Source organism: Sodalis sp. RH22 (assembly GCF_047324165.1).
Taxonomy (GTDB): domain Bacteria; phylum Pseudomonadota; class Gammaproteobacteria; order Enterobacterales; family Enterobacteriaceae; genus Acerihabitans.
Map to the genome: position 1 here is coordinate 4,377,167 of NZ_CP178731.1, position 23,460 is coordinate 4,400,626.

Consider the following 23,460-nt stretch of genomic DNA (forward strand, 5'->3'; position numbering starts at 1 on the left):
CGTTGTTTTACGATAACTTATAACATGGGTCCGTCGCTCCCGCGACGGCCGCCCGGTAGAGATATCCCGTGAATATGACAGTCCGCGCAGGCTGTCGGCCCGTTTCCGGCGTTGACCCACTTTTATCAACAGGATAGAGACGCTTTTATGCCAAAAATGAAGCTTGATAAAGTCGCCTTTCAATCGGCCCTGGACCGCCAGTGGCAACGTTTAGGCCTGCAGGAAGCGCAGGAAATGACCGCCTATCAATGGTGGCACGCGGTCAGCGCGGCGGTGAATGAATTAATCTCCCGGCAGCCGGCGCGTCAGCAGGACCAAAAAAATCCAAGGCACGTCAACTATCTCTCCATGGAATTCCTGATTGGCCGCTTGACCGGCAACAACCTGATTAACCTGGGCTGGTACGATACGGTGAAAAAGGTGCTGGGGGGCTACGGCATCGAGCTTACCGACCTGCTGGAGCAGGAGATCGACCCGGCCCTGGGCAACGGCGGACTGGGGCGTCTGGCGGCCTGTTACCTGGATTCCATGGCGACGGTGGGGCAAGATGCCACCGGCTACGGCCTGGATTATCAGTACGGCCTGTTCCGCCAGCATTTTGCCGCGGGCAGGCAATGCGAAACGCCGGATGACTGGCAGCGGGAACAGTATCCCTGGTTCAGGCACAACCCGGCGCTGACGGTGCGGGTGGGGCTGGGCGGCAAACTGGTGAAAAATGAGCAAGGCGGCGTGAACTGGGAACCGGCGTTTACCCTCAACGGCGAAGCCTGGGACCTGCCGGTGGTCGGCTATGAAAACGGCATCATCCTGCCGCTGCGCCTGTGGCAAGCCACCCATCCCCATCCCTTTGACCTGGGGCTGTTTAACGACGGTAAGTTCCTGAAAGCGGAGCAGGCCGGCATCGACGCCGCCAAGCTGACCAAGGTGCTGTATCCTAACGATAATCACCTGGAAGGCAAACAGCTGCGCCTGATGCAGCAATATTTCCAGTGCGCCTGTGCGGTAGCCGATATCCTGCGCCGCCACCATCTGGCGGGCCGGACGATCCAGAGCTTGCCTGATTACGAAGTCATCCAGCTCAACGATACCCATCCCACCATCGCCATCCCTGAAATGCTGCGCGTGCTGCTTGATGAACATCAGCTTTCCTGGCAGGACGCCTGGGCGATTACCTCGCGCACTTTCGCGTATACCAACCATACCCTGATGCCGGAGGCGCTGGAGCGCTGGGACGAAAAGCTGGTACGCGCCCTGCTGCCGCGCCATTTCGACATTATCAGGCAGATAGACCGCGAATTTAAGAAAGTGGTGCGGCAGCGCTGGCCGGATGATAAAGAGATATGGCCGAAGGTGGCGGTGAACTATGACAAACAGGTGCGCATGGCCAATCTGTGCGTGGTGTGCGGTTTTGCGGTTAACGGCGTAGCCGCCCTGCATTCCGATCTGGTGAAAACCGACCTGTTCCCGGAATACTTCACGCTCTGGCCGGAAAAATTCCATAATGTCACCAACGGCATTACGCCGCGCCGCTGGCTGAAGGCGTGCAATCCCGCGCTGGCGAAGCTTATCGACGCCACCATCGGCAAGGGCTGGGTGACCCGGCTGGAAAAACTCAGGGAGCTGGAACCCTATGCGGACCAGACCGAGTTCCGCCAGCGGTTCCAGCAAATCAAGCGCGACAATAAGCACTACCTGGCGGCGAAAATCAGGCAATTGACCGATGTCACCGTCAACCCGGAAGCGCTGTTCGACGTGCAAATCAAACGGCTGCATGAATATAAACGCCAGCATCTTAACCTGCTGCATATCCTGTCGCTTTATCGCCAGCTGCGCGATAACCCGGCGCTTGATATCGTGCCGCGCGTGTTTTTGTTCGGCGCCAAGGCCGCGCCGGGCTATGCCCTGGCCAAGAATATTATTTATGCCATCAATCAGGTGGCGGAGAAGATCAACAACGATCGTAAGATAAACGATCGGCTTAAAGTGATCTTCCTGCCCGATTACCGGGTATCGGTGGCGGAGTGGATGATCCCGGCGGCGGACCTGTCGGAACAGATTTCCACCGCCGGCAAGGAGGCGTCCGGCACCGGTAACATGAAGCTGGCGCTTAACGGCGCGCTGACCATCGGCACCCTGGACGGCGCCAATGTGGAAATTGCCGAACAGGTCGGCGAGGAGAATATATTCATCTTCGGCCTGACCGACCCGGAGGTCAAAGCGCTGCTGGCCGTGGGGTATAAACCGGCTCAGTACCTGAAAAAGGATAAAGCGCTGAAAGGCCTGCTGACCGAGCTGGGCAGCGGTGTTTTCAGCCATAAGCATAAACATGCGTTCGAACCGCTGCTGCACAGCCTGCAGGAGGGCGGCGATCCCTACCTGGTGCTGGCGGATTTCGCCGCGTATTGCGAGGCGCAGCGGCGGGTGGATGCCCTGTTCCGCCGTCCGGACGACTGGACGCGCAGCGCGGTGCTGAATACCGCCCGGGTAGGGTTCTTCAGTTCGGACCGTTCGATACGCGATTATCAGCAACGCATCTGGCAAGCAAAACGTTAAGGAGTTTTGATGGATCCCAAGGTATTGGAGCGGTCCGCCGGACGGGCGGGAATTATTCCGGAATATGTGGATGCCTGGGGACAGCGCAAAATCATCAGCGAGGAGACCAAGCGGCAGCTGCTGGCCGCCATGGCGGGGTTAAGCGACGATGCCGATCGAACGGCGGCGCTGCCGCCGGTGTGGGTGGTCAGGACCGGCCAAGAACGACCGCTGCCGGTGACGCTTGCGCAGCCGGCCGGCTGGGAGCTTATCGAGGAATCGGGCCGCCGCCATCAGGGCGGGACGGTGGATGGCCACGTGGCGTTGCCTGCCGCGCTGCCGCCCGGCTATCACCGGCTCACCCTGCGCGCCGGCGACAGCCAATGGTCCTGCCAGATTATCGTGGCGCCGCCGCGCTGTTATGAACCGCCGGCGCTGCTGGCGGGGCATAAGCTCTGGGGCGCCTGCGTGCAGCTGTATACCCTGCGTTCGCGCCATAACTGGGGCATCGGCGATTTCGGCGATTTGGCCTTGATGATCGAGGGCACCGCGCGCCACGGCGGCGCCTTTGTCGGCCTGAATCCTATCCATGCGCTGTATCCCGCCGCGCCCGGCTGGGCCAGCCCCTATAGTCCGTCCTCCCGGCGCTGGCTCAATATCCTGTATATCGATGTCGGCGCGCTGGAGGACTTCCAGCAAAGCCCGGCGGCGCAAGAGTGGCTGGCATCGCCGCGGACCCAGCAGCGCCTTGCCGCCCTGCGCGCCGATGAGCTGGTGGATTATCCGCAGGTGACGGAATGCAAGCTGGCGGCGCTGACCCACGCTTATGCGCAGTTCAACACCCGCGCGCCCGATGACCCCGAGCGGCGGGCATTTAGCGGGTTTATCCACGACGGCGGCGACAGCCTGCGCCAGCAGGCCACCTTCGATGCGCTCCACCGTTACCTGACCCGCGAGGGCCATCCCTCGGCGGGCTGGCAGCAGTGGCCGCCGGAGTATCAGCAGGCTGACGGCGCCGCGGTGCGGGAATTCTGTCAACGGCACGAAAACGAAATCCTGTTTTTCAGCTGGCTGCAATGGCAGGCCGCGCGCCAGTTCGACGCCTGCTTTCGCCTGAGCCGGCGTCTGGAAATGCCCATCGGCCTGTATCGCGATCTGGCGGTCGGCGTGAGTGAAGGGGGCATGGAGACCTGGAGCGATCGCACGTTGTATTGCCTGGCGGCCTCGGTCGGCGCACCGCCGGACAAGCTGGGACCGCAGGGCCAGAACTGGTGCCTGCCACCGCAGGACCCGAACGTGCTCATCGCCCGGGCCTATGAGCCGTTTATCGCGATGCTGCGTGCCAATATGCGCCACTGCGGCGCGTTGCGTATCGATCATGTCATGTCGCTCCTGCGGCTGTGGTGGATACCGCGCGGGCAGACGGCGCAGCACGGCGCTTACGTGCAATATCCGGTGGATGATTTGCTGGCGGTGCTGGCGCTGGAAAGCCACCGGCAGCAGTGCATGGTTATCGGCGAGGACCTGGGTACCGTGCCGCGCGAAATCACCGGTAAACTGCAGGCCGCCGGCGTGTACTCCTACAAGGTATTGCTGTTCGAGCGTACCGACGCCACCCATTTCCGCCCGCCCGATGAATATATGGCGCAGGCCATGGCCACCCTGACCACACACGATCTCGCCACCCTGCGCGGCTTTTGGCAGCAGGAGGATCTGCGGCTGGGACGGGAACTGAAAATCTACCCCTCGCAGGAGGTGTATCAGCTCTTGCTGGACGATAGGCAGAAAGCGCGTCAGGCGCTGCTGGCGGCCCTGCACGCCTGGAAATGCGTACCGGCAAAGATGAGCGCCAATGCGGACCGGGTGATGATGTCGCCGTTGCTGAACCGCGGGCTGCACCGCTACGTGGCGCGCAGCAATTCGGCGCTGTTGGGGCTACAGCCCGAGGATTGGCTGGATATGGCGCTGCCGGTCAATGTGCCGGGCACCACCGATCAATATCCGAACTGGCGGCGTAAGCTGACGCGGGAGGTGGACGAAATGTTTGACGACCCCACCTTGATGCGCCTGCTCAGGGAAGTAGATCGCCTGCGCAAGGCAGCGATAGGCAATACGCCGACGGGTGAGCGGTAAACGCAGGTAATACAGTGGCGCTCAGGCGCCGTGCGGCGGGTAAAAAGGGGCTTGGGCAGGGATGCGCCGGCCCGTCGCAGCGGACCGGTAATTCACGGTAAGGCCGACGGCCGCGCCGCCGTTAATAGAACGAGTGCTCGCCGCGCTGGTGCTCGGTCAGATCGCGCACGCCTTTTAGCTCGGGGAATTTTTCCAGCAGCTCTTTTTCAATGCCTTCCTTCAGGGTGTAATCGACCATGGAACAGCCGTTGCAACCGCCGCCGAACTGCAGGATAGCCAGGTTATCGTCGGTGATTTCCATCAGCGAAACCTGGCCGCCGTGGCCTGCCAGCTGCGGGTTGATTTGCGATTGCAACACATATTCCACCCGTTCAATCAGCGGCGCGTCGTCGGAGACTTTACGCATCTTGGCGTTTGGCGCTTTCAGGGTGAGCTGCGAACCGAGCTTGTCGGTAACAAAATCGATTTCCGCATCCACAAGATAAGGCGCGCTGAGCTCATCGACATACGCATTGATTTTCTCGAACTTCAGCTCGGTATCGGTGGCTTCAACCGCGTCGGGAGGACAATATGACACGCCGCATTCCGCATTCGGCGTGCCTGGATTAATGACAAATACACGAATCTGGGTGCCAGCTTCCTGATTGGCCAGTAATTTAGCAAAATGTTCCTGGGCAGCATCGGTAATCCGGATCATATCATTCACTCAATAGTTGACTAATCTAGTCGGTTATAATACTCCCATTAACCTGAGCACTACAAGGTCCGGCAAACTGACCAGACCTGCACCGCCCTGGCCTGTCGGGCCAGCAGGAGATGGGTAATTTCGTCCATGGTGCTGCCGGTGGTGACCACGTCATCCACCAGCGCCACGGTCTTGCCGGCCACATCGGCATGGCAGGCAAAGGCGCCGCGCAGGTTGCGCCTGCGGGCGCCGGCATGCAGCGTTTGCTGCGGCGCCACGGCGCGGGTGCGCTCCAGTCCCTGGCTGAGGTATTCCACGCCCAGCCAGCGCGCCAGCGGCCGGGCGAGAAGATCTGTTTGATTATAGCCCCTGCGCCAGTGGCGGTAAGTATGCAAAGGCACGTTTAGTACAAGATCCGGCTTATCGCGCCCGTACAAATGGCGTTCTTCCTGCCAGCGCAACACCAGCAGGCGGGCGAGCACGCGCGCAAGGCCGGTGCCGCCCTGGTATTTGAGTTTTTTTACCAGCCGGCTCAGCGGCGGCCGGTAATCAGCGACATACAGCAATGATTGCCACGGCGGCGATTTCAGCACACAGCGTCCGCAGCAAAGCCTGCGGCTTCCGGCCGGCAGCCCGCAGCGCGGGCAGCAGGTCTCGCGCCGGTTAAGCAGGTGGCCGGCGCAGCACCGGCAAATTCCCTGGTGGCTAAACCATAATGGCTGTTGGCATAGCCAACAAAGGGCGTTGATTGTTAGCATGGGAGGTCCTCCATAACCTGGGTACCGGGAACTATAACTGATGACATCTCTCTATTGGCATACCCTCGGCAGCGGTTCTGTTGATCTTGTGTTGCTGCATGGCTGGGGCCTGAACGCCGGCGTCTGGTCTTGCATCGAAGCGCGGCTGTCGCCGCATTTTCGCCTGCATCTGGTGGATCTGCCGGGCTACGGCCGCAGCCAGGGTTATGGGCCGTTGTCCTTGCAGCAGATGGCGCAGGAAGTGGCCGCCGGAGCGCCGGAGGGCGCGTGGTGGCTGGGCTGGTCGCTGGGCGGCCTGGTGGCGGCGCAGGCGGCGCTGGCGCGCCCGGATCGGGTCGCCGGCCTGATTACCGTCGCCTCGTCGCCCAGGTTCAGCGCCGGCGACCAATGGCCGGGCATCAGACCCGAGGTGCTGGCGGGTTTTGCGCAGCAGCTGAGCCAGGATTTTCACCGCACGGTGGAGCGTTTCCTGGCCCTGCAAACCCTCGGCACCGACACCGCCCGCCAGGATGCCCGCCGGTTAAAGCAGGTGGTGCTTGAGCACCCGCTGCCGCCGGTGGCGGTATTAACCGGCGGGCTGGAGATCCTGCGCACCGCGGATTTGCGCGCGCAGCTTGACGCGCTCGATCTGCCGCTGCTGCGTCTGTACGGCTATCTGGACGGACTGGTGCCGCGCAAGGTGGCCGCGCTGCTGGACGCGCGCTGGCCTCATAGCCGCGGCGTGGTGATCCCCAAAGCCGCCCACGCGCCCTTTATTTCCCATCCCGATTTGTTTTGCCAATACATTATCGACTTTGCCGGCGGGAAAACACTTCCTGACGCCAGGTGAAAAGGATTAAACAAAAACTCTTCTATAGTTAGTGGCACGTTCCACCGTAAAAGAGATGAAGGAATACCGATGAAGACGATAACCTTTATGGCAATGACACTGGCCGGCACGCTATTTACCCTAAGCGCCCTGGCGGCGGAAGAAATTACCCCGCAGGAGGCCAAGGAAAAAGGCTACGAGAAAATTGCCACCGTGCATACCACCGCCAAGACGACCTCGCCGATGGATGCCAAGGCCATACTCTCCAAACGGGCGGATGAAAAAGGCGGTAAATATTATGTCATTATCGCCGGCCGCCAGCATGGCAGGTTCAGCGCTACCGCCGATGTCTATAAATAAAGACTGACGCCCCGGGCCGGACGCGGCCAATAAATTCCATCCTGATCCGGTAGCGGTCTTCACGCTGATACCGGTTTTTTTTGTCTTTTTCCGCCGCGGGGCGGCACAACGCATTCGTTACCCTTACGCTAACGATTGACCGCCGGGGTTAATTGATGAGCCCATCTTGACCGCCTTACACTCCCTCTACCGTTTATGACCACTGTCCCATGTTGCGACAGTTTATGAACCGAGGAGGTCAATAATGCCGCTTCATCAAGCGTCCCCCAGAGTCTGGGATACCCGCCGCACTGAAAAGAAACGCCGGCTGGAGCAGGTTCGCGCTATAGCCGACGGCAAGGTGTTGCCCACCGACGCCATTACCGCCGTGCTCGAAGCGCTGATCCTGCCCGGCGATCGGGTGGTGCTGGAAGGCAATAACCAGAAGCAGGCTGATTTTTTATCACGCATGCTGGCGAAAGTCAGCCCGCAAAAAATCCACGATTTGCATATGATCATGCCCAGCGTCAGCCTGCCGGAGCATTTGGATCTGTTTGAGCAGGGCATTGCCCGCAAATTGGATTTTGCCTTTTCCGGCTCGCAAAGCCTGCGCATTTCTCAATTGCTGGAAGACGGGCAGTTGGAAATCGGCGCTATTCACACCTATATCGAGCTTTATGCCCGCCTGTTTGTCGATTTAGTGCCTAATGTCGCGCTGATTGCCGGTTTCAAGGCCGACCGCAAAGGCAACCTTTATACCGGCGCCAGCACCGAGGATACCCCGGCGCTGGTGGAAGCGACGGCGTTTAAGGACGGCATCGTTATCGCCCAGGTGAATGAACTGGTGGATGACGAAAATGATTTGCCGCGCGTCGATATTCCCGGCTCCTGGGTTGATTTTGTGGTGGTGGCGGACCGGCCGTTCTTTATCGAACCGTTGTTTACCCGCGATCCGCGTTTAATCAAGCCGGTACATGTGCTGATGGCGATGATGGCGATCAAAGGCATCTACGCCAAACACCAGGTGCAGTCCCTTAACCACGGCATCGGGTTTAATACCGCAGCCATTGAGCTATTGCTGCCGACTTACGGCGAGCAGTTGGGCCTGAAAGGCAAAATCTGCCGGCACTGGACCCTTAATCCCCATCCGACGCTGATCCCGGCCATTGAAAGCGGCTGGGTGGAAACGGTGCACTGTTTTGGCGGCGAATTAGGCATGGAAGAATATATCCGCGCCCGTCCGGACGTCTTTTTTACCGGCGCCGACGGTTCGATGCGCTCCAACCGCGCCTTCTGCCAGCTGGCCGGTCAATATGCCGTGGATATGTTTATCGGCTCCACCCTGCAGATCGACGGACTTGCCAATTCTTCCACCGTCACCCGTGGTCGGCTGTCCGGTTTCGGCGGCGCGCCGAATATGGGCCATGATCCTCACGGCCGGCGCCACGCCACCCCGGCCTGGCTGGATATGATCGAAGAGCCTGACCCGATGCTGCCCGGCCGCAAGCTGGTGGTGCAAATGGTGGAAACCTATCAGGCCGGCGCTAAACCGTCCTTTGTGGAAAAACTCGAGGCGGTGGAGGTCGGCAAAGGCGCCGGCATGCCGCTGGCGCCGGTAATGATTTACGGCCAGGACGTCACCCATGTGCTGACCGAGGAAGGCATCGCCTATCTCTACCGCGCGCGTTCGATGGAGGAACGTCGGGCCATGGTGGCGGCGGTGGCGGGCATCACCGATATCGGCCTGGGCGTCGATGCCAAACGGGTGGACGATCTGCGCCGCCGCGAGCTGGTGGTTTATCCGGAAGATATGGGCATCCGTCGTTCCGACGCCAGCCGTTCCTTATTGGCCGCCGGCAGCATTGCCGATCTGGTCGAGTGGTCCGGCGGCTTATATCAGCCCCCGGCTAAATTCCGGAGCTGGTAATGAACGCCTTGCCCTTAGGCCAGCCGTACGCTGCCGAGGCGCGGGCCGCCGCCCTCGCGGCGCTTGCCGTAACGGCGTTGATCGAGGAAGCGCGCCTTAGCCCGAAACCGGGCCTGGTGGACAGCCGCGGTCCCGGGGCGCATCAGGATTTGAGCCTGGCGCTGATGGAGCGCTCGGCGCATAGCCTGCGGCCGACGTTTTACCGCCTGGCGCTGCACAGCTGGCAACGCCCGCCCGATATGGCGCTGCGCCAGGAAATCGGCCGGCTGGGGCGGATGGGCGAGCGGCATATGATGAGCGCCACCGGCGGCGTCAATACCCATCGCGGCGCGATCTGGGCGTTGGGATTACTGGTCAGCGCCAGCGCCATGCTGGGGGGCCGGGGAACGGCGGCGGACATCGCCGCCCACGCGGCGCGGCTGGCCGTACTGCCCGACGCCGCGCAGCCGAAAAGCTTCAGCAAGGGCCAGCGGGCCACGCAGCGCTATCAGGTTCCCGGCGCGCGCGAAGAGGCCATCGGCGGATTTCCCCATATCACCGACCGGGCGTTGCCGCAGCTGCGGAGCAGCCGGCTGGCGGGCGCCGGTGAGCCGCAGGCCCGGCTGGACGCGTTAATGGCCATTATGACCACCCTGACCGATACCTGCGTGCTGAGCCGGGGCGGCATGGCGGCGCTTGCCGCCATGCACCGGGGCGCGGCGGCGGTATTGGCGGCGGGCGGCACCGGCAGTCCGGCCGGACGCGCGGCGCTGGCCGCGCTCGAGCGGCGCATGCTGGCGGATAACGCCTCGCCGGGCGGCGCGGCAGACCTGCTGGCGGCCACGTTTTTCCTCGATTGGGTTAGCGCCTGATCATCTACATCATCAAGAGGATGTTATGGAACGAATCGAACTGCATTTTCCCGCCGGCGACGCCTTGCCCGCCAAGGCCTTGGCCGGCGTGGTGGGCTCCGGCGATCTGGAGGCGATATACCAACCGGCCCCGGGCCGGTCGCTGCGCGTGATTATTACCTCGTCGGTGGAGGGCGGCGGACAGCGCTGGCAACATCTGTTCGAACGGGTCGGCAACGCGCGTGCCTTGCCGGGCGGACGCCTGGATATCAATGATTTTGGCGCCACGCCGGGCGTGGCCCGTCTTAGGATCGAACAGGTTTTCGAGGAGGCCAGCCATGTCTGAACGCACCAGTTTTATTGAATTGGGCGCCCGGCAGCGCGCCCGCGCCATGCTTGACGAGGGCAGTTTCCGCGAACTGCTGGGCCCTTATGAGCACATCACCTCGCCGTGGCTTGAACCGCAGGGCATCGTCCCGCAGGCGGACGACGGCATGGTGGTGGCCCGTGGAACCATCGAGGGCAAGCCCGCCGTGGCGGTCGCCATCGAGGGCGCTTTCCAGGGCGGCAGCATGGGCGAGGTGTCCGGCGCTAAAATGGCCGCGGCCCTGGAGCTGGCGGCGGAAGACAACCGCAACGGCATTCCCACCCAGGCGGTACTGATGCTGGAAACCGGCGGGGTGCGCCTGCAGGAGGCCAACCTGGGCCTGGCCGCCATCGCCGATATCCATGCCGCGATTGTCGATTTGCGGCGCTATACGCCGGTTATCGGTATCGTGGCGGGCACCGTGGGCTGCTTCGGCGGCATGTCCATTGCCGCCGCGCTGTGCAGCCGGCTGATCGTCACCCGCGAAGCGCGCCTGGGGCTGAACGGCCCGCAGGTGATTGAGCAGGAGGCGGGCATCGAGGAATACGATTCCCGCGATCGGCCGTTTATCTGGAGCCTCACCGGCGGCGAAACGCGTTACCAGTCCGGGTTTGTCGACGCGCTGGTGGCGGATTCTGTGGCGGACGTGAAGCAGGCCGCGCTGGCCTTCCTGCGCCAGGGCGTGCCCGCCCGGCTGCGTACCGACGACTACCGCGCCTACCTGGATCGCCTCAATCAATTCGATACCCGTAAACAAGTGGATAAGCAGCAGCTACTGGCGCTGTTTACCCGGGAGGATCGCCTATGAACAGCACCTATCTGAGCCGGGGAGATTATTGGTTCTCCCTGCTGACCGACGGCGCGCGCCAACGCCAGGGCCAATGCGCCTCGGTAAAAGTCGCCGACGGCACCCTTAACGATCGGCCGGTGCGCTACGTCGCCGTGGTGCCGGATGCCGGCAATCATTATCCGCGCGCGGCGCGCGGCGAGGTGGGTCTACTGGAGGGCTGGACGCTGGGGGAAGTGGTGGCGGAGGCCATAGCACAGGATCGGGATAACGCGGTTAAACGCGCCATCGTGGCGGTGGTGGATGTGCCGAGCCAGGCCTACGGCCGCCGCGAGGAAGCCTTTGGCATCCACCAGGCGCTGGCGGGGGCCGCCGCGGCTTATGCCCAGGCGCGTCTGGCCGGTCACCCGGTGATTGCGCTGATTGTCGGTAAAGCCATGTCCGGCGCGTTCCTGGCCCACGGGTATCAGGCCAATGCGCTGATCGCCTTTAACGACCCGGCGGTGATGGTCCATGCCATGGGCAAAGAATCCGCCGCGCGCATTACCCTGCGCTCGGTGGACGCGCTGGAAAAACTGGCCAAGACCATCCCGCCGATGGCCTACGACATCAACAATTACGCCACGCTCGGCCTGCTGGCGCAGCTGATGGATATCCGCGATCCCGATCGGGCCGGCGATGACGATCTGGCCCGGGTGCGCGCCGCGCTTTCACAGGCCATTGACCAGGCGCTGAAGCAGGGCACCGGCCTGGCCAACCGGCTGGGCGCGGAAAACCGGCGCAGCTCTGTGCTTGTCAGGGAACGCATGCGCCAGGAATGGTAGCCACGAACCAGCACCGGTAACACATCTGCCGTCCCCCCGGCGGCCGGCGTAAGCGGGGATAGCGTTAGCGCTATCCTGGTCCGCCGCGCGCCGCCGCCGGCGGGGAACGTATCATAAAAAACACATCGCGCCGGTGCTGGCCATTTATTTTTTTGCTTAATTTCAGGCGGTTATATGACCTATATTATTATTCATGCCCTGGCGCCAATCTTTGTGATTATGCTGCTGGGCTATTATGCCGGCAAGGCGAAAATGGTGGTGAACTCCAACGTTTCATTGCTTAACGTTTTTGTTATGGACTTCGCGCTGCCCGCCGCCCTGTTCAGCGCCACGGTACAAACGTCCTGGCACGGCATTATCTCGCAGTCGCCGTTGATCCTGCTGCTGGTGCTGTCCATGTGGATTGCGTATGCCGCGCTGTATTTTATCTGCACCCTGGGCTTTAAGAAATCCCCCCAGGACGCCGCGGTGTTAACCCTGACGGTGGCCTTGCCGAACTATGCCGCCCTGGGCCTGCCGATTTTAGGCAGCGTGCTGGGTGAAACCCCGGGAACTTCTTTGTCGGTGGCGGTCTCCATCGCCTGCGGTTCGGTGCTGATGACGCCGTTCTGCCTGCTGATCCTGGAACGTGAAAAGGCGCGCGCCGGCGGTGAAAACCAAAAATCCACGCTGATGCTGCTGCCGGTGCTGATGTGGCGCTCGGTGACCAAACCCATCGTCTGGGGACCGCTGCTGGGGGTGTTGCTCTCGGCCATTGGGATCAAAATGCCGGATATCGTGCTGGCGTCGATCAAGCCCCTGGGCCTGGCCGCCACCGCTTCGGCGCTGTTTTTGACCGGGGTGATCCTCTCCGCGCGCCAGTTGAAGATTAACGCGCCGGTGCTGCTCTCGTGCGTAACGAAAAACCTGGTGCAGCCGTTTATTACCTGGGGACTGCTGTACCTGTTCGGCATCACCGGCACGGTGGCGATTACCGCGGTGCTGATGGTGGCGCTGTCGGCGGGCTTTTTTGGCATCGTGTTCGGCAACCGTTTCGGCGTGCAGTCGCCGGATGCCGAGGCGACGTTATTGATAAGCTCGGTGCTCTGTATCCTGACCCTGCCGCTGTTTATCTCACTGACCGCCGGCCTGTAGCCGGCAGGAGCAAGACCATGCCAATGCCCCGGCCGCACGATCTGTTATGGATTGATAATCCGCAGCGGCTTATCTGGCGCCAGGCCGCGCCCGCCTGGGCGGCGGCGCTGGGGCTGGCGGCGCTGCCGCTGGTCGTGCGGCGCGACAGCGATCCCAGCGGGGAACGGGTGCCGGTCGGCCTGCGCGGGGCGTTGCGCTCGCAGCGCGCCGCGGCCTGGGTGCCGGCGGACGCCGTTACCCGTGTCGTGACCCCCGAGATGCTGATCGCGCGGTTATTATTCGCCGCCACCCCCGATGCCCAGGCCTTGCCGGTAATGCGTGCGCTGCGCCTGCTGGCGGCGAAGCACTGGCCGTGGCCGTGGGGCGTCACCGGCAGCTGCGGTTATATGCTGGCCACCGGTTTACCGGTCAGCCGGCCGGACAGCGATCTGGATTTACTGATTCGTTGCCCGCATCCGGCGGCGCCCGGGGACTTCGCCGCATTGCTGAACCTATTGCCGTCGTTGCCCTGCCGGACCGATATTCAGCTGGAGACGCCGCAGGGCGGCTGCGCGCTGACGGAATGGCTGCGCGGCGGCAGGGTGATGGTTAAGACCGCGCGCGGTCCCATCCTGACGGACAATCCCTGGGATAGCGGCCATGCGCACCCTACTGGAAAATAACGCCCTATGAAAATGTTACTGACCTTTCCCGGCCAGGGGCCGCAGGTCCCCGGCATGTTGCACCAGCTACCCGACGATGGCGACACCCGCCGCCTGCTGGACCGCGCGTCGGCCATCCTGGGCGAGCCGGTGCTTGATCTCGATAGCGGCGACGCGCTGCGCGCCACGCGCGCCGTACAGATATGCCTGTTTATCGCGGGGGTGGTCTATGCCCGGCAAATCCTGCGCGCCGGCGTACAGGTGGATTATACCAGCGGATTATCCATCGGCGCCTTTCCGGCGGCGGTCATCGCCGGGGCGCTGGAGTTCGAGGCGGGGCTGCGGCTGGTGGCCCTGCGCGGCGAGCTGATGGAGCAGGCCTATCCTGACGGCTACGGCCTGTCGGCCATCAGCGGCCTGCTCCAGCCGCAGCTTGAGCGTATTATCGCCCGGGTGCATCGGCCGGATAATCCGGTATACCTGGCCAATCTTAACGCCGAGGATCAGTTTGTCATCGCGGGCAGCGAGGCGGCGATGGCGCAAACCTGCGCGCTATGCCGTGAACAGGGCGCGGGGCGCACCCAGCGCCTGGCGGTCAGCGTGCCGTCGCACTGCGAATTACTCAGCGAACCGGCGCGTCGACTGGCCGCCGCCATGGCCGGGGTCGCGCTCAGGCGTCCGGACATCGGGTATCTGAGCGGCAGCACCGGCCGCGTTTTATGGCAGCCGGACCGCATCGCCGAGGATCTGGCGCTGAATATGGCGCGGCCGGTGCACTGGCGCGACGCCATGATCAGCGCCTATGAGCGCGACGTGCGCCTGGCGGTGGAAATGCCGCCGGGCGCGGTACTCACCGGCCTGACCAAGCGCGTGATGGCGCAGGGCGAGGCCATTGCCTTCAGCCAGAATCCGCTGTCGCTGATTACGGCGCTGGCCGGGCGGTTGACGCGGCGTTAAGCGGCCCGCCGCCGATGTCGCCGTGATCGCGCGCGTACATGCGGCCTTCCGCCACCAACGCCAGCATATCGGGGTCATGCTCGCGGCTGCGGGCAAATACCAGGGCGATGGTCTGGCGCATTTGATACGGGGCGGACAGCGTCATCAGGCGCACCGAATGTTCATAAATACGCTTCATGCGGCCCGGCAGCAGGGTATAACCCACTCCCGCCTGCACCAGGTTGATCATCGAGAAAATATCATTGACCCGGGTAACGATCTGCGGCTCGAATCCGGCGATATGGAACGCTTCCTGGAAACCATGATACGTGGCGAATCCTTCGGTGAGCGAAACAAATTTTTCGTGTTTGAAATCGCGCAGATCCGCCGGTCCCGTGGCATACAGCCGGGACGAGGCCGGCGCGGCGAGGTAAATGTCATCAATAAACAGCGGCAGGGTCTCGAAGCGGGCGGGGTCGATCTGCGTATCGCTGATGGAAATCAGGATAGCGTCCAGCTGCTGATCCTCAAGCTTCACCAGCAGATCCTGATTGGATCCCATCAGCAGTTCCAGCTCCAGCTCCGGGCGCCGCAGTTTTAAGCCCATAATCAGCCGCGGGATGGTATCGAGGGTCAGGGAGTACATGGTGCCCAGTTTCAGCCGGCCCTGGCCGATACCGCCGCATTTGCGGGTTTCCTCAATGCCCTTGCGCATCAGGTCCGAGACCTCGCGGGCATACTCGGCCAGGGTCTCGGCGGCCGGCAGCGGTGAAAGATTACGTCCCTGGTGGATAAACAGCGGGCAGCGTACGCCTTCTTCCAGGGTATGCAGGGCGCGATGGACGCTGACGGTGCTGAGCCCCAGCAGATCGGCGGTGCGGCTGATGTTGCGCTTATCCATAAATGCCAGGAAAATCTCAAGCTTACGGAAAGTGATATCGTTATCGATCATAACAGGGGTCCCATCCCGACGGGAAAAGTGTTCGGCACGGGCGGCCCCGAAACCGGTCGCGTGGAGTCAGGCGAGGGTTTCCAGCCAGAAGAATTGATACGGCGCCAGGCTCAGCGGGGTATCGCCCGTCAATAACCGATAATTTACCACGTCCCGGTAGCGTCCCGGCGGTAAAGTGCAGGTCATGGTTTTGGCGCTGAGGTTAAAAACGCACAAAATGGCCTGCCGGGCGGCGCGGCGGTAAAAAGCAAACAGCGCGTTATCCCATTCCAGCACCTCCATGGCGGCATCCGGATGAAAGGCCGGCTGTCCGCGGCGCCGTTGGATCACATCGCTGAGATGATGAAATACCCGCGAGCGCAGCGAGGTTTCGTCCGCGAGCGCCGCTTCGATAGCCTTCAGCGGATATTTTTCCCGGTTCACCGCGCGGTTGTAGCCGGCGGCCTTTACCCCCTCGTAATCATTGCGCGAGCCGAGGATGCTTTGGATATACACCGCCGGTACGCCGGGAAACGCCAGCAGAATGGCGTGCGCCAGCAAAAAACGCGCCAGGCGCGTATCGTCGGTGTCCTGGCGCCGGTTAAGGGCATCAAGAAAGGTGACGTTGATTTCATAAGGACTGGTGGTGCCGTCGGTATTTTGTTTATAGGACACCAGCGCCCCCTCGGATTCCAGATCGCGCACCAGGCTGTTGATTTCCACTTCAGGCAGGATGCCGCGCAGCGGGTTCATGCCGATGCCGTCGTGGGAGGCGAGGAAATTGAAAAAGGTGATGTGGGGATTGCCGGTGTCAAGGGTTGCCGCCCACTGGCGCAGGGCGCGGCTGCTGCCGTTATGGATGGCGTGCAGCACCAGGGGCGGCAGCGGGAACTGATAGACCATTTGCGCCTCGTCCCGCCCATTGCCGAAATAGCTGATGTTATCTTTATGCGGCACGTTGGTTTCGGTAATGATCACCGTGCCGGGCGCCACTTCGTCAACGATGGCGCGCATCAGCTTGACCAGCAGATGGGTCTTGGGCAGGTGGATGCAGCGCGTGCCGATTTCCTTCCACAGATAGCCCACCGCGTCGAGGCGGATGTAATCCGCCCCCTGCGTCAGGTAATGCAGCAAGACCCCGATAATGCTTATCAGCACGTGGGGATCGGCAAAGTTAAGATCAACCTGATCGGCGCTGAAGGTGGTCCACAGATAGCGGGTTTCCCCCTCCTTCATGGTAAAGGGCGTCAACAGCGGCGAGGTGCGCGGGCGGGTCACGGTGCTTAAATCAGTGGCGGGCGGCACGTTGATAAAAAAGTTTTCAAACCCCGTTTGCTGTTCCCGGTAGCCCGCCAGCCATTTGCTGTGCGCGGAAATATGATTGCAGACGAAATCGAACATCAGCCGGGTGGATTGATTCAGCCGGCTGATATGCTGCCAACTGCCGACGATGGGATTGACCTGATGGTAGTCGATGACCGAAAAACCGTCGTCCGACGAATAGGGATAAAACGGCAACAGGTGCACCAGGTTAAACGTGTCCTGGAGCCGCTGTTCAAAAAAGGTGGTCAGGGTCGCCAGGGTGGGTTGTTCCGCTTCCATAAACTGATCGGCATAGGTAATCAGCACGACGTCCTGCTCATCCCAGTGTAATTTGCGTGGCTGCTGTTGCGTCGATTTGGCAAAGCTGATTTTACTCTTGATGGTGTCCAGCTGCGCCTGGGTCAGGGATGAGGCGTAAATCTCTTCAAGTAAATGGGTAATGGCTTCCATCATGGCACCTTGTAAAAGTGACGACGTCCTGAAACAGCATGACCGTGGCGTTGACGCCATGTTGTCAATGTAGCCATTCGCAAGAAAAGCGCAAACCCTGTTATTTCTTCTTATGACGCCCCCGCCGGCGATATTGGCCGCGACGGGTCGATAAATAACCCGATTAACAGCGGGTTAGGGTCTTGGCGGTCCGTGCGCCGCCGGAGAGGGGGAAACACATTTGCGGAGCAGTCCGATACGCTGCGGCGCGGAGCGGGGGGGGAGGGGCGGCGCCGGGAAGGTTAATCCCGCCGTGGCGTCAGCCGGTAAACCGGCGTTCGGCAACCGCCGCCCTGGGGACAGTGCCGGCACCCGGCAGGCAGGTCGGCTCCCGCCGCGACGCGCAGGCGTTCAGCCTTGCCCATCATCACCAGTTGTTCAAGCATGGCCTGCGTCATGGCGGCGGACAGATTGAGCTGCGCGCTTAACTGGCGAGCGTCGGCCTGGCCCCGGAGCGCCAGGGCATCGCGTAATCGCAACAGATCGGCCATCGGCGGCGCGCTTTAATGACAACCGCCGCCGGTTGGCGTGGCGCAGCGCGCGCATCCTCCGTCCGGCGGCAGGGAAACGTCAAATCGGCGGCGCATCAGGTAAAGCGTTGCGATAAACACCATGTTGAACAGCAGGACCACGCCAATACAAAGGGCGCTATAGGCCGGGTGCGCAGTGAATGTCGCCGCCTGGTAAAACAGGGTGGCCAGGGAATAAGCGACGTTAACGCCCCAGACGATGGACAGCGTCATCCAGCCCCGGCTGCTTTCACGGGCGATGGCGCCCATCACCGACACGCAGGGAACATACAGCAGCACAAAAATCAGGTAACTGTAGGCGGCAACGGCGTTGCCGAATTTTCCGGCCATCACGCCCATGGAGCGCCCGTTCATCTCGCCGTCGCCTTTGCTGGCCTCAATCGGATTGGCCAGCACGCTGAGGCTGAAGGTGTCTTTCAGGTTGCGCCACGTTTCGGCCAGCGCACCGGTCAATTCCGCCGCCAGATCAAAACGCTGCGGGTCGAAGGGCGAGGCGGCGATATGTTCGGCGGTGTACAGGGTATTCAACGTGCCGACCACCACTTCCTTAGCCATGGCGCCGGTCACCAGGCCCACCGTCGCCTGCCAGTTATCCGCGTGAACGCCCATCGGCGCCAGCAGCGGCGTCAGCACTTTGCTGACCGACGCCAGCGCCGAGTCGTTAATATCATCCACCGCCGCGCCGCGCAGCGAAAAACTGTTGAGCGCGCCGATAAACATACTGGCGACGATAATCACTTTGCCCGCGCGCAGTACAAATCCCTGGAGCTTTTGCCAGGTTTGCAACAGCAGGCTTTTGAGATGCGGCACGTGGTACACCGGCAGCTCCATGATAAACGGCATGGCCTCGCCACGCATGATGGTGTGCTTGAGCATCAGTCCGGTCAGCACCGCGACGACAATGCCGAGCAGATAGAGCGAAAAGACCACCGTCGCCCCCTCCTGGCCGAAAAACGCCGCGGCAAACACCGCGAAAATCGCCAGCCGGGCACCGCAGGACATAAAGGGCGCCATCATGATGGTCATCAGGCGTTCGCGGTGTGCATCCAGCGTGCGCGCCCCCATCACCGCGGGGACGTTGCAGCCGAAGCCGACAATCAGCGGCACGAAGGATTTGCCCGGCAGCCCGAGCGCTTGCATCATCCGGTCCATGACAAACGCCGCGCGCGCCATGTAGCCGGAATCCTCGAGGAAAGAGAGAAACAGATACATCATGCCGATTTGCGGAATCAGCGGCAGCACCGTATTAATGCCGCCGCCAACGCCCTGGGCCAGGAACACCGTCAGCCAGCGCGGAAACGCCAGCGTATGCCCGAGCCATTGGGCGCCGTCGACAAACAGGGCGGCGGATCCGATGTCAAACAGCGGCTGCAGCGCGCCGCCGACATTGATGGCCAGCAGGAACATCAGGTACATGACAAAAAAGAAGATGGGCACCCCGAGCCAGCGGTTAAGCACCACGGCGTCAAGCCTGGCGGTCATGGCGTTTGCCGCCGTCAGATGGCCGTTGCTGGCCGCCGTGCAGATCGCGGCGATGCCGCGATAACGGGCATCGGCGATCAGCAGCGACGGATCGTCCGCCAGGGTGGCCGTCATCCGGTCTAGCTGACCGGCCGCGGCGCTGAAGCGGGCGCGGGCGTAAACATCCCCCTCCAGCAGTTGCAGCGCCAGCCAGCGGCGCTGGACCCCGGGCAGTTCGGCCGGCAGCATGGGCAGTAAATGCCGCACCGCCCGCAGGATATCCGCCGGATAGGGCGCCTGGAACGGTTCCCTCGGCCGCGCTCCCAGGGTTATCGCCTGTTTTAACGCGCCGATGCCCCTGGCGCGGGTGGAGACCAGCGGCACCACCGGGCAACCGAGCCGCCGTGACAGCATGGGGATATCAATGACCACCCGCTGATTTTCGGCGATATCCAGCATATTCAGCGCCAGGATGCAAGGAATGCCCAGCTCGAGGATCTGCAGGGTCAGGTACAGGTTGCGCTCAAGATTGGAGGCGTCGACCACATTCACCAGCACGTCGGCTTCCCCGCTGAATATAAAACGACAGGCTATTTGCTCGTCAAGCGAGGATTGCGGCGACAGGGTGGTTAATGAATAAGTGCCCGGTAAATCAATTACCGCCACCTGATGGCCAGCGCTGACAAAAAAGCCCTCTTTACGTTCAACCGTGACGCCGGCCCAATTGCCGACCCGCTGGTGCGCGCCGGTTAATTGATTAAATAACGTGGTTTTGCCGGCGTTCGGATTACCGATTAAACCAATGCTGAGCTTTTTCATAGCCTGTAAATATCCATAAACAGAAATGATCCCTATATCGGGCGAACCGCGTTCGGCGTCAGGACCAGGGGACGGCTGGCCGGGTCAGGCCTGGACGGCCAGTCTCAGCTGGGAGAGATCCTTCCTGCGCACCGCCAGCTGCATCCGGCGTGTCTCTATCTGGATCGGATCGCCCAGCGGCGCCACGCGGATGACCTGGAAAGAGGCGCCGGGCAGCATGCCCAGCGACAATAGCTTTTGCCGGTATGCCGGGCTTATCTCTGCAGCATAGCCGATAATTTCATAATGGTGGTGGGGTAACAGCTGCATATAACCTTCTTAAACAATTCACGTACTGCTCTTTGAATAAAGCCTGCGCCCAATAAAAAACGCTTTTTTTGATTTTATTTCCCTGTTTTAACATCAATGGCTCGCATTGGCAAATGAAACTTATTCGTAAATAGATTCGCGCAGGCAGGAATACATTAATTGAAATAATAATTATTATTTCAAAATAATATTAATGCATTATTAATATAATATATTTGTTGAGTGTTTTTTTGGCGGTCACGTTATTATAAGCGGGATTAACGTTATGAATGTTGATGTGATGAAATAAGAATGTTAAACCGGAGCTTCATTGATAGCGGCGCGATGTTTTGCGCCGCACGCCGGTAATCAGCGCCGGCATTGACTCGCGCGCCGGCACCGCGGGGAGAGTGATGACCTCAGCGTTTTTTGCCGAGCGCGGCCGCCAGTGCATCGCCCAGCACGCTGTTGCCGGCGGCGGACGGGCTGCCGGGGCGGGGTTTGGCCGCCGGACGCGCAGGCGCGTCGCGCCGTTTATCGCCGCCGCCGTCGCGACGGCTTGAGGTTTCGCCGGGCTGCTCGTCCAGGCGCATGGTCAGGGCGATACGCTTGCGCGGCAAATCCACGTCCATTACTTTCACCTTGACGATATCCCCGGCCTTGACCACTTTATGCGGGTCCTCGACAAAGCTCGCCGACAGGGAGGAGATATGCACCAACCCGTCCTGATGCACGCCGATATCCACGAACGCGCCGAAGTTGGTGACATTGGTGACGGTGCCTTCCAGTATCATGCCCAGGGTTAAATCCTGCAGGGTTTCCACACCCTCGGCGAACGTAGCGGTCTTGAATTCCGGCCGCGGATCGCGTCCCGGTTTTTCCAGTTCCCGGATAATATCGGTCACCGTGGGCAGGCCGACGCGCTCATCGGTAAAGCGAACCGGGTCGATGCCGCGCAGCGCGCCCGCGTTGCCCAGCAGCTTGTCAAGGGTAAGCTCGGTGGCCTTGAGGATGCGCTCTACCACCGGATAGCTTTCCGGATGCACGGTGGAGGCGTCCAGCGGATTGTCGCCATGGTTGATGCGCAGGAACCCGGCGCATTGTTCAAAGGCTTTCGGCCCGAGCCGGCCCACTTTCAGCAACTGGCTGCGATCGCGGAAACGGCCGTTTTCGTCGCGCCAGTTCACGATATTCTGCGCCATCATGCGCGTCAGTCCCGCCACCCGGGTCAACAGCGGCACCGAGGCGGTATTCAGATCCACGCCGACGGCGTTCACGCAGTCCTCCACCACCGTATCGAGCTTTTTCGCCAGCAGGCTTTGGCTGACGTCATGCTGATACTGGCCGACGCCGATGGATTTCGGGTCGATCTTGACCAGTTCCGCCAGCGGATCCTGCAACCGGCGGGCGATGGACACCGCGCCGCGCAGCGAGACGTCCAGGTCGGGGAATTCCAGCGCCGCCAGCTCCGAGGCGGAATAGACCGATGCCCCGGCCTCGCTGACAATCACCTTCTGCGCGGTGACCTTGGGGAACTGTTCCTTGACCAGGGCGAAAAAGCGTTCGGTTTCCCGGGACGCGGTGCCGTTGCCGATGGCCACCAGTTCCACCTGATGCTTCAGGCACAGGGCCGCCACCGCCGCCACGGCTTTTGCCGTCTGGCCGGTATGAGGATAGATGGTATCGGTGGCCACCAGCTTGCCGGTGGCGTCCACCACCGCCACCTTGACGCCGGTGCGCAGCCCCGGATCCAGTCCCATGGTCGGACGCAGGCCCGCCGGCGCGGCCATCATCAGGTCGTGCATATTGCGGGCAAAGACCTGGATGGCCTCTTCTTCGGCTTTTTCGCGGATGCTGCCCATCAGTTCGGTTTCCAGGTGCAGCAGGATCTTGATGCGCCAGGTCCAGTTAATCACCGCCCGGCGCCAGGCGTCGCCCGGGGCCTGATTGAGGCGCACCTGCAAGTGATCGATAATCATCTGCTCGCAGTGGCTTTCACGCGGCGGCTCGTCCGAATGCGGATCGGCATTCAGAGAAAGTTGCAAAATACCCTCGTTACGGCCGCGGAACATAGCCAGGGCACGGTGGGAGGGCACCTGCGCCAGCGGCTCGTGATGGGCAAAATAATCGCGGAACTTGGCGCCTTCCTCTTCTTTGCCGGCAATCACGCTGGCCACGAGATGGGCGTTTTTCCATAGGTAATGGCGGATTTTCGCCAGCAGCGCCGCGTCTTCGGCAAAACGCTCCATCAGGATATAACGCGCGCCGTCCAGCGCCGCCTTGACATCGGCCACGCCTTTTTCGGCGTCGACATACGCCGCGGCCACGTCTTCCGGCTGCCGGCTGGCATCCCGCCATAGGGTCTCGGCCAGGGGTTCGAGGCCGGCCTCAAGGGCGATTTGCCCGCGCGTGCGGCGTTTGAGCTTGTAGGGCAGGTAGAGATCCTCGAGTTCGGTTTTGCTCAGCGTGCCGTTGATAGCCGTCGCCAGCTGTTCGGTCAGCTTGCCCTGATCGTCTATGGCTTTCAGAATTGTCTGGCGCCGTTCCTCAAGCTCGCGCAGGTAACCAAGGCGGGTTTCCAGCTGGCGCAACTGGGTATCGTCCAGGCCGCCGGTGACCTCTTTACGATAGCGCGAGATAAAAGGCACGGTATTGCCTTCGTCCAGCAGGCGGATAGCGGCGTCGACCTGCTCCGGGCGGGCCTTCAGCTCGGCGGCAATGAGGCGATTCAAAGGATCATTCATCATTCTGTTTTGTTCGTCATCACGTTATGGGTTACTTATGCAGTGGACAGTTATACGTATTGCGCCGCCAAAATGCCAGTCATCTGATGGATGCGGGCGCGGTAAGCGGCGAAAATTGCGCGATTGTTCAAGAAGCCGCGGCTGGGGCGCGGGGATGGGCGCCGGCGCAGCGCC

At 61.6% G+C, this 23,460-nt stretch carries 20 protein-coding genes; 12 read left to right on the plus strand and 8 right to left on the minus strand.

The genetic code is table 11. The features are described from left to right. Positions 1 to 147: 147 nt before the first annotated feature. A complete protein-coding gene (gene malP / locus ACL2XN_RS19740; protein WP_413729318.1) occupies positions 148 to 2,553 on the plus strand; it encodes a maltodextrin phosphorylase in 2,406 nt (801 codons plus the stop codon). A gap of 9 nt (positions 2,554 to 2,562) precedes the next feature. Next, complete coding sequence (gene malQ, locus ACL2XN_RS19745; protein ID WP_410013208.1) at positions 2,563 to 4,665, plus strand: 4-alpha-glucanotransferase; 2,103 nt, start codon at positions 2,563 to 2,565, stop codon at positions 4,663 to 4,665. A 121-nt stretch (positions 4,666 to 4,786) separates the two neighbouring features. Here malQ and nfuA read toward each other — a convergent pair whose 3' ends face one another. Both nfuA and gntX read right to left on the minus strand, forming a co-directional pair. Then, entirely contained in the window at positions 4,787 to 5,362 is a 576-nt protein-coding gene (gene nfuA / locus ACL2XN_RS19750; RefSeq protein ID WP_410013209.1) for a Fe-S biogenesis protein NfuA, read from the minus strand. A 59-nt stretch (positions 5,363 to 5,421) separates the two neighbouring features. Further along, the gene (gene gntX / locus ACL2XN_RS19755) at positions 5,422 to 6,108 is read right to left on the minus strand and encodes a DNA utilization protein GntX (RefSeq protein ID WP_413727583.1); all 687 of its coding nucleotides are present in this window, start codon (positions 6,106 to 6,108) and stop codon (positions 5,422 to 5,424) included. Between the two features lie 40 nt (positions 6,109 to 6,148). Here gntX and bioH point away from each other — a divergent pair, with 40 nt between their 5' ends. The 10 genes from bioH to mdcH all read left to right on the plus strand — a co-directional run bounded on the left by bioH (position 6,149) and on the right by mdcH (position 14,722). Further along, a complete protein-coding gene (gene bioH / locus ACL2XN_RS19760; RefSeq protein WP_413729319.1) occupies positions 6,149 to 6,937 on the plus strand; it encodes a pimeloyl-ACP methyl ester esterase BioH in 789 nt (262 codons plus the stop codon). A 69-nt stretch (positions 6,938 to 7,006) separates the two neighbouring features. Continuing rightward, positions 7,007 to 7,276: a DUF1471 domain-containing protein gene (locus ACL2XN_RS19765; RefSeq protein ID WP_410013212.1), complete on the plus strand. Its 270-nt coding sequence runs from the start codon at positions 7,007 to 7,009 to the stop codon at positions 7,274 to 7,276. A gap of 244 nt (positions 7,277 to 7,520) precedes the next feature. Beyond that, on the plus strand, positions 7,521 to 9,182 hold the full coding sequence (mdcA, locus tag ACL2XN_RS19770; RefSeq protein WP_410013213.1) for a malonate decarboxylase subunit alpha: 1,662 nt from the start codon (positions 7,521 to 7,523) through the stop codon (positions 9,180 to 9,182). Next, on the plus strand, positions 9,182 to 10,033 hold the full coding sequence (locus ACL2XN_RS19775; protein WP_413729320.1) for a triphosphoribosyl-dephospho-CoA synthase: 852 nt from the start codon (positions 9,182 to 9,184) through the stop codon (positions 10,031 to 10,033). Before mdcA ends, ACL2XN_RS19775 begins: the two co-directional genes overlap by 1 nt. Positions 10,034 to 10,058: 25 nt before the next feature. Continuing rightward, positions 10,059 to 10,358: a malonate decarboxylase acyl carrier protein gene (gene mdcC / locus ACL2XN_RS19780; RefSeq protein ID WP_410013215.1), complete on the plus strand. Its 300-nt coding sequence runs from the start codon at positions 10,059 to 10,061 to the stop codon at positions 10,356 to 10,358. After that, positions 10,351 to 11,187 carry a biotin-independent malonate decarboxylase subunit beta gene (locus ACL2XN_RS19785; protein ID WP_413729321.1) on the plus strand — a complete coding sequence of 279 codons (837 nt, stop codon included), beginning with the start codon at positions 10,351 to 10,353 and terminating at the stop codon, positions 11,185 to 11,187. The genes mdcC and ACL2XN_RS19785 overlap by 8 nt, the downstream gene beginning before the upstream one ends. Beyond that, a complete protein-coding gene (mdcE, locus tag ACL2XN_RS19790; protein WP_410013217.1) occupies positions 11,184 to 11,990 on the plus strand; it encodes a biotin-independent malonate decarboxylase subunit gamma in 807 nt (268 codons plus the stop codon). The genes ACL2XN_RS19785 and mdcE overlap by 4 nt, the downstream gene beginning before the upstream one ends. 174 nt (positions 11,991 to 12,164) lie before the next feature. Next, positions 12,165 to 13,124: an AEC family transporter gene (locus tag ACL2XN_RS19795; protein WP_410013218.1), complete on the plus strand. Its 960-nt coding sequence runs from the start codon at positions 12,165 to 12,167 to the stop codon at positions 13,122 to 13,124. 17 nt (positions 13,125 to 13,141) lie between these two features. Further along, on the plus strand, positions 13,142 to 13,786 hold the full coding sequence (locus tag ACL2XN_RS19800) for a malonate decarboxylase holo-ACP synthase (protein WP_413729322.1): 645 nt from the start codon (positions 13,142 to 13,144) through the stop codon (positions 13,784 to 13,786). A gap of 6 nt (positions 13,787 to 13,792) precedes the next feature. Continuing rightward, a complete protein-coding gene (gene mdcH, locus ACL2XN_RS19805; RefSeq protein WP_410013220.1) occupies positions 13,793 to 14,722 on the plus strand; it encodes a malonate decarboxylase subunit epsilon in 930 nt (309 codons plus the stop codon). Here mdcH and ACL2XN_RS19810 read toward each other — a convergent pair. The 6 genes from ACL2XN_RS19810 to ACL2XN_RS19835 form a co-directional block, all read right to left on the minus strand. After that, a complete protein-coding gene (locus ACL2XN_RS19810; protein ID WP_410013221.1) occupies positions 14,688 to 15,653 on the minus strand; it encodes a LysR family transcriptional regulator in 966 nt (321 codons plus the stop codon). The two genes, mdcH and ACL2XN_RS19810, sit on opposite strands and share 35 nt — an antisense overlap. A 66-nt stretch (positions 15,654 to 15,719) precedes the next feature. Then, positions 15,720 to 17,405 carry an alpha-amylase family glycosyl hydrolase gene (locus ACL2XN_RS19815; RefSeq protein WP_413731003.1) on the minus strand — a complete coding sequence of 562 codons (1,686 nt, stop codon included), beginning with the start codon at positions 17,403 to 17,405 and terminating at the stop codon, positions 15,720 to 15,722. A 281-nt stretch (positions 17,406 to 17,686) separates the two neighbouring features. Beyond that, entirely contained in the window at positions 17,687 to 17,935 is a 249-nt protein-coding gene (locus tag ACL2XN_RS19820) for a FeoC-like transcriptional regulator (protein WP_410013222.1), read from the minus strand. 12 nt (positions 17,936 to 17,947) lie between these two features. Next, on the minus strand, positions 17,948 to 20,254 hold the full coding sequence (gene feoB, locus ACL2XN_RS19825) for a Fe(2+) transporter permease subunit FeoB (RefSeq protein ID WP_413729323.1): 2,307 nt from the start codon (positions 20,252 to 20,254) through the stop codon (positions 17,948 to 17,950). 84 nt (positions 20,255 to 20,338) lie between these two features. Further along, on the minus strand, positions 20,339 to 20,563 hold the full coding sequence (gene feoA, locus ACL2XN_RS19830; RefSeq protein WP_413721579.1) for a ferrous iron transporter A: 225 nt from the start codon (positions 20,561 to 20,563) through the stop codon (positions 20,339 to 20,341). Between the two features lie 398 nt (positions 20,564 to 20,961). Beyond that, entirely contained in the window at positions 20,962 to 23,286 is a 2,325-nt protein-coding gene (locus ACL2XN_RS19835) for a Tex family protein (RefSeq protein WP_410016709.1), read from the minus strand. Positions 23,287 to 23,460 lie beyond the last annotated feature (174 nt).

Coding starts and splice junctions, on each gene's coding strand:
- ACL2XN_RS19810 (WP_410013221.1), bottom strand. CDS start 15,653: ATGATCGATAACGATATCACTTTCCGTAAGCTTGAGATTTTCCTGGCA.
- malQ (WP_410013208.1), top strand. CDS start 2,563: ATGGATCCCAAGGTATTGGAGCGGTCCGCCGGACGGGCGGGAATTATT.
- mdcH (WP_410013220.1), top strand. CDS start 13,793: ATGAAAATGTTACTGACCTTTCCCGGCCAGGGGCCGCAGGTCCCCGGC.
- gntX (WP_413727583.1), bottom strand. CDS start 6,108: ATGCTAACAATCAACGCCCTTTGTTGGCTATGCCAACAGCCATTATGG.
- ACL2XN_RS19835 (WP_410016709.1), bottom strand. CDS start 23,286: ATGAATGATCCTTTGAATCGCCTCATTGCCGCCGAGCTGAAGGCCCGC.
- mdcE (WP_410013217.1), top strand. CDS start 11,184: ATGAACAGCACCTATCTGAGCCGGGGAGATTATTGGTTCTCCCTGCTG.
- ACL2XN_RS19815 (WP_413731003.1), bottom strand. CDS start 17,405: ATGGAAGCCATTACCCATTTACTTGAAGAGATTTACGCCTCATCCCTG.
- ACL2XN_RS19820 (WP_410013222.1), bottom strand. CDS start 17,935: ATGGCCGATCTGTTGCGATTACGCGATGCCCTGGCGCTCCGGGGCCAG.
- nfuA (WP_410013209.1), bottom strand. CDS start 5,362: ATGATCCGGATTACCGATGCTGCCCAGGAACATTTTGCTAAATTACTG.
- feoA (WP_413721579.1), bottom strand. CDS start 20,563: ATGCAGCTGTTACCCCACCACCATTATGAAATTATCGGCTATGCTGCA.
- mdcC (WP_410013215.1), top strand. CDS start 10,059: ATGGAACGAATCGAACTGCATTTTCCCGCCGGCGACGCCTTGCCCGCC.
- ACL2XN_RS19765 (WP_410013212.1), top strand. CDS start 7,007: ATGAAGACGATAACCTTTATGGCAATGACACTGGCCGGCACGCTATTT.
- malP (WP_413729318.1), top strand. CDS start 148: ATGCCAAAAATGAAGCTTGATAAAGTCGCCTTTCAATCGGCCCTGGAC.
- ACL2XN_RS19775 (WP_413729320.1), top strand. CDS start 9,182: ATGAACGCCTTGCCCTTAGGCCAGCCGTACGCTGCCGAGGCGCGGGCC.
- ACL2XN_RS19785 (WP_413729321.1), top strand. CDS start 10,351: ATGTCTGAACGCACCAGTTTTATTGAATTGGGCGCCCGGCAGCGCGCC.
- ACL2XN_RS19795 (WP_410013218.1), top strand. CDS start 12,165: ATGACCTATATTATTATTCATGCCCTGGCGCCAATCTTTGTGATTATG.
- bioH (WP_413729319.1), top strand. CDS start 6,149: ATGACATCTCTCTATTGGCATACCCTCGGCAGCGGTTCTGTTGATCTT.
- feoB (WP_413729323.1), bottom strand. CDS start 20,254: ATGAAAAAGCTCAGCATTGGTTTAATCGGTAATCCGAACGCCGGCAAA.
- ACL2XN_RS19800 (WP_413729322.1), top strand. CDS start 13,142: ATGCCAATGCCCCGGCCGCACGATCTGTTATGGATTGATAATCCGCAG.
- mdcA (WP_410013213.1), top strand. CDS start 7,521: ATGCCGCTTCATCAAGCGTCCCCCAGAGTCTGGGATACCCGCCGCACT.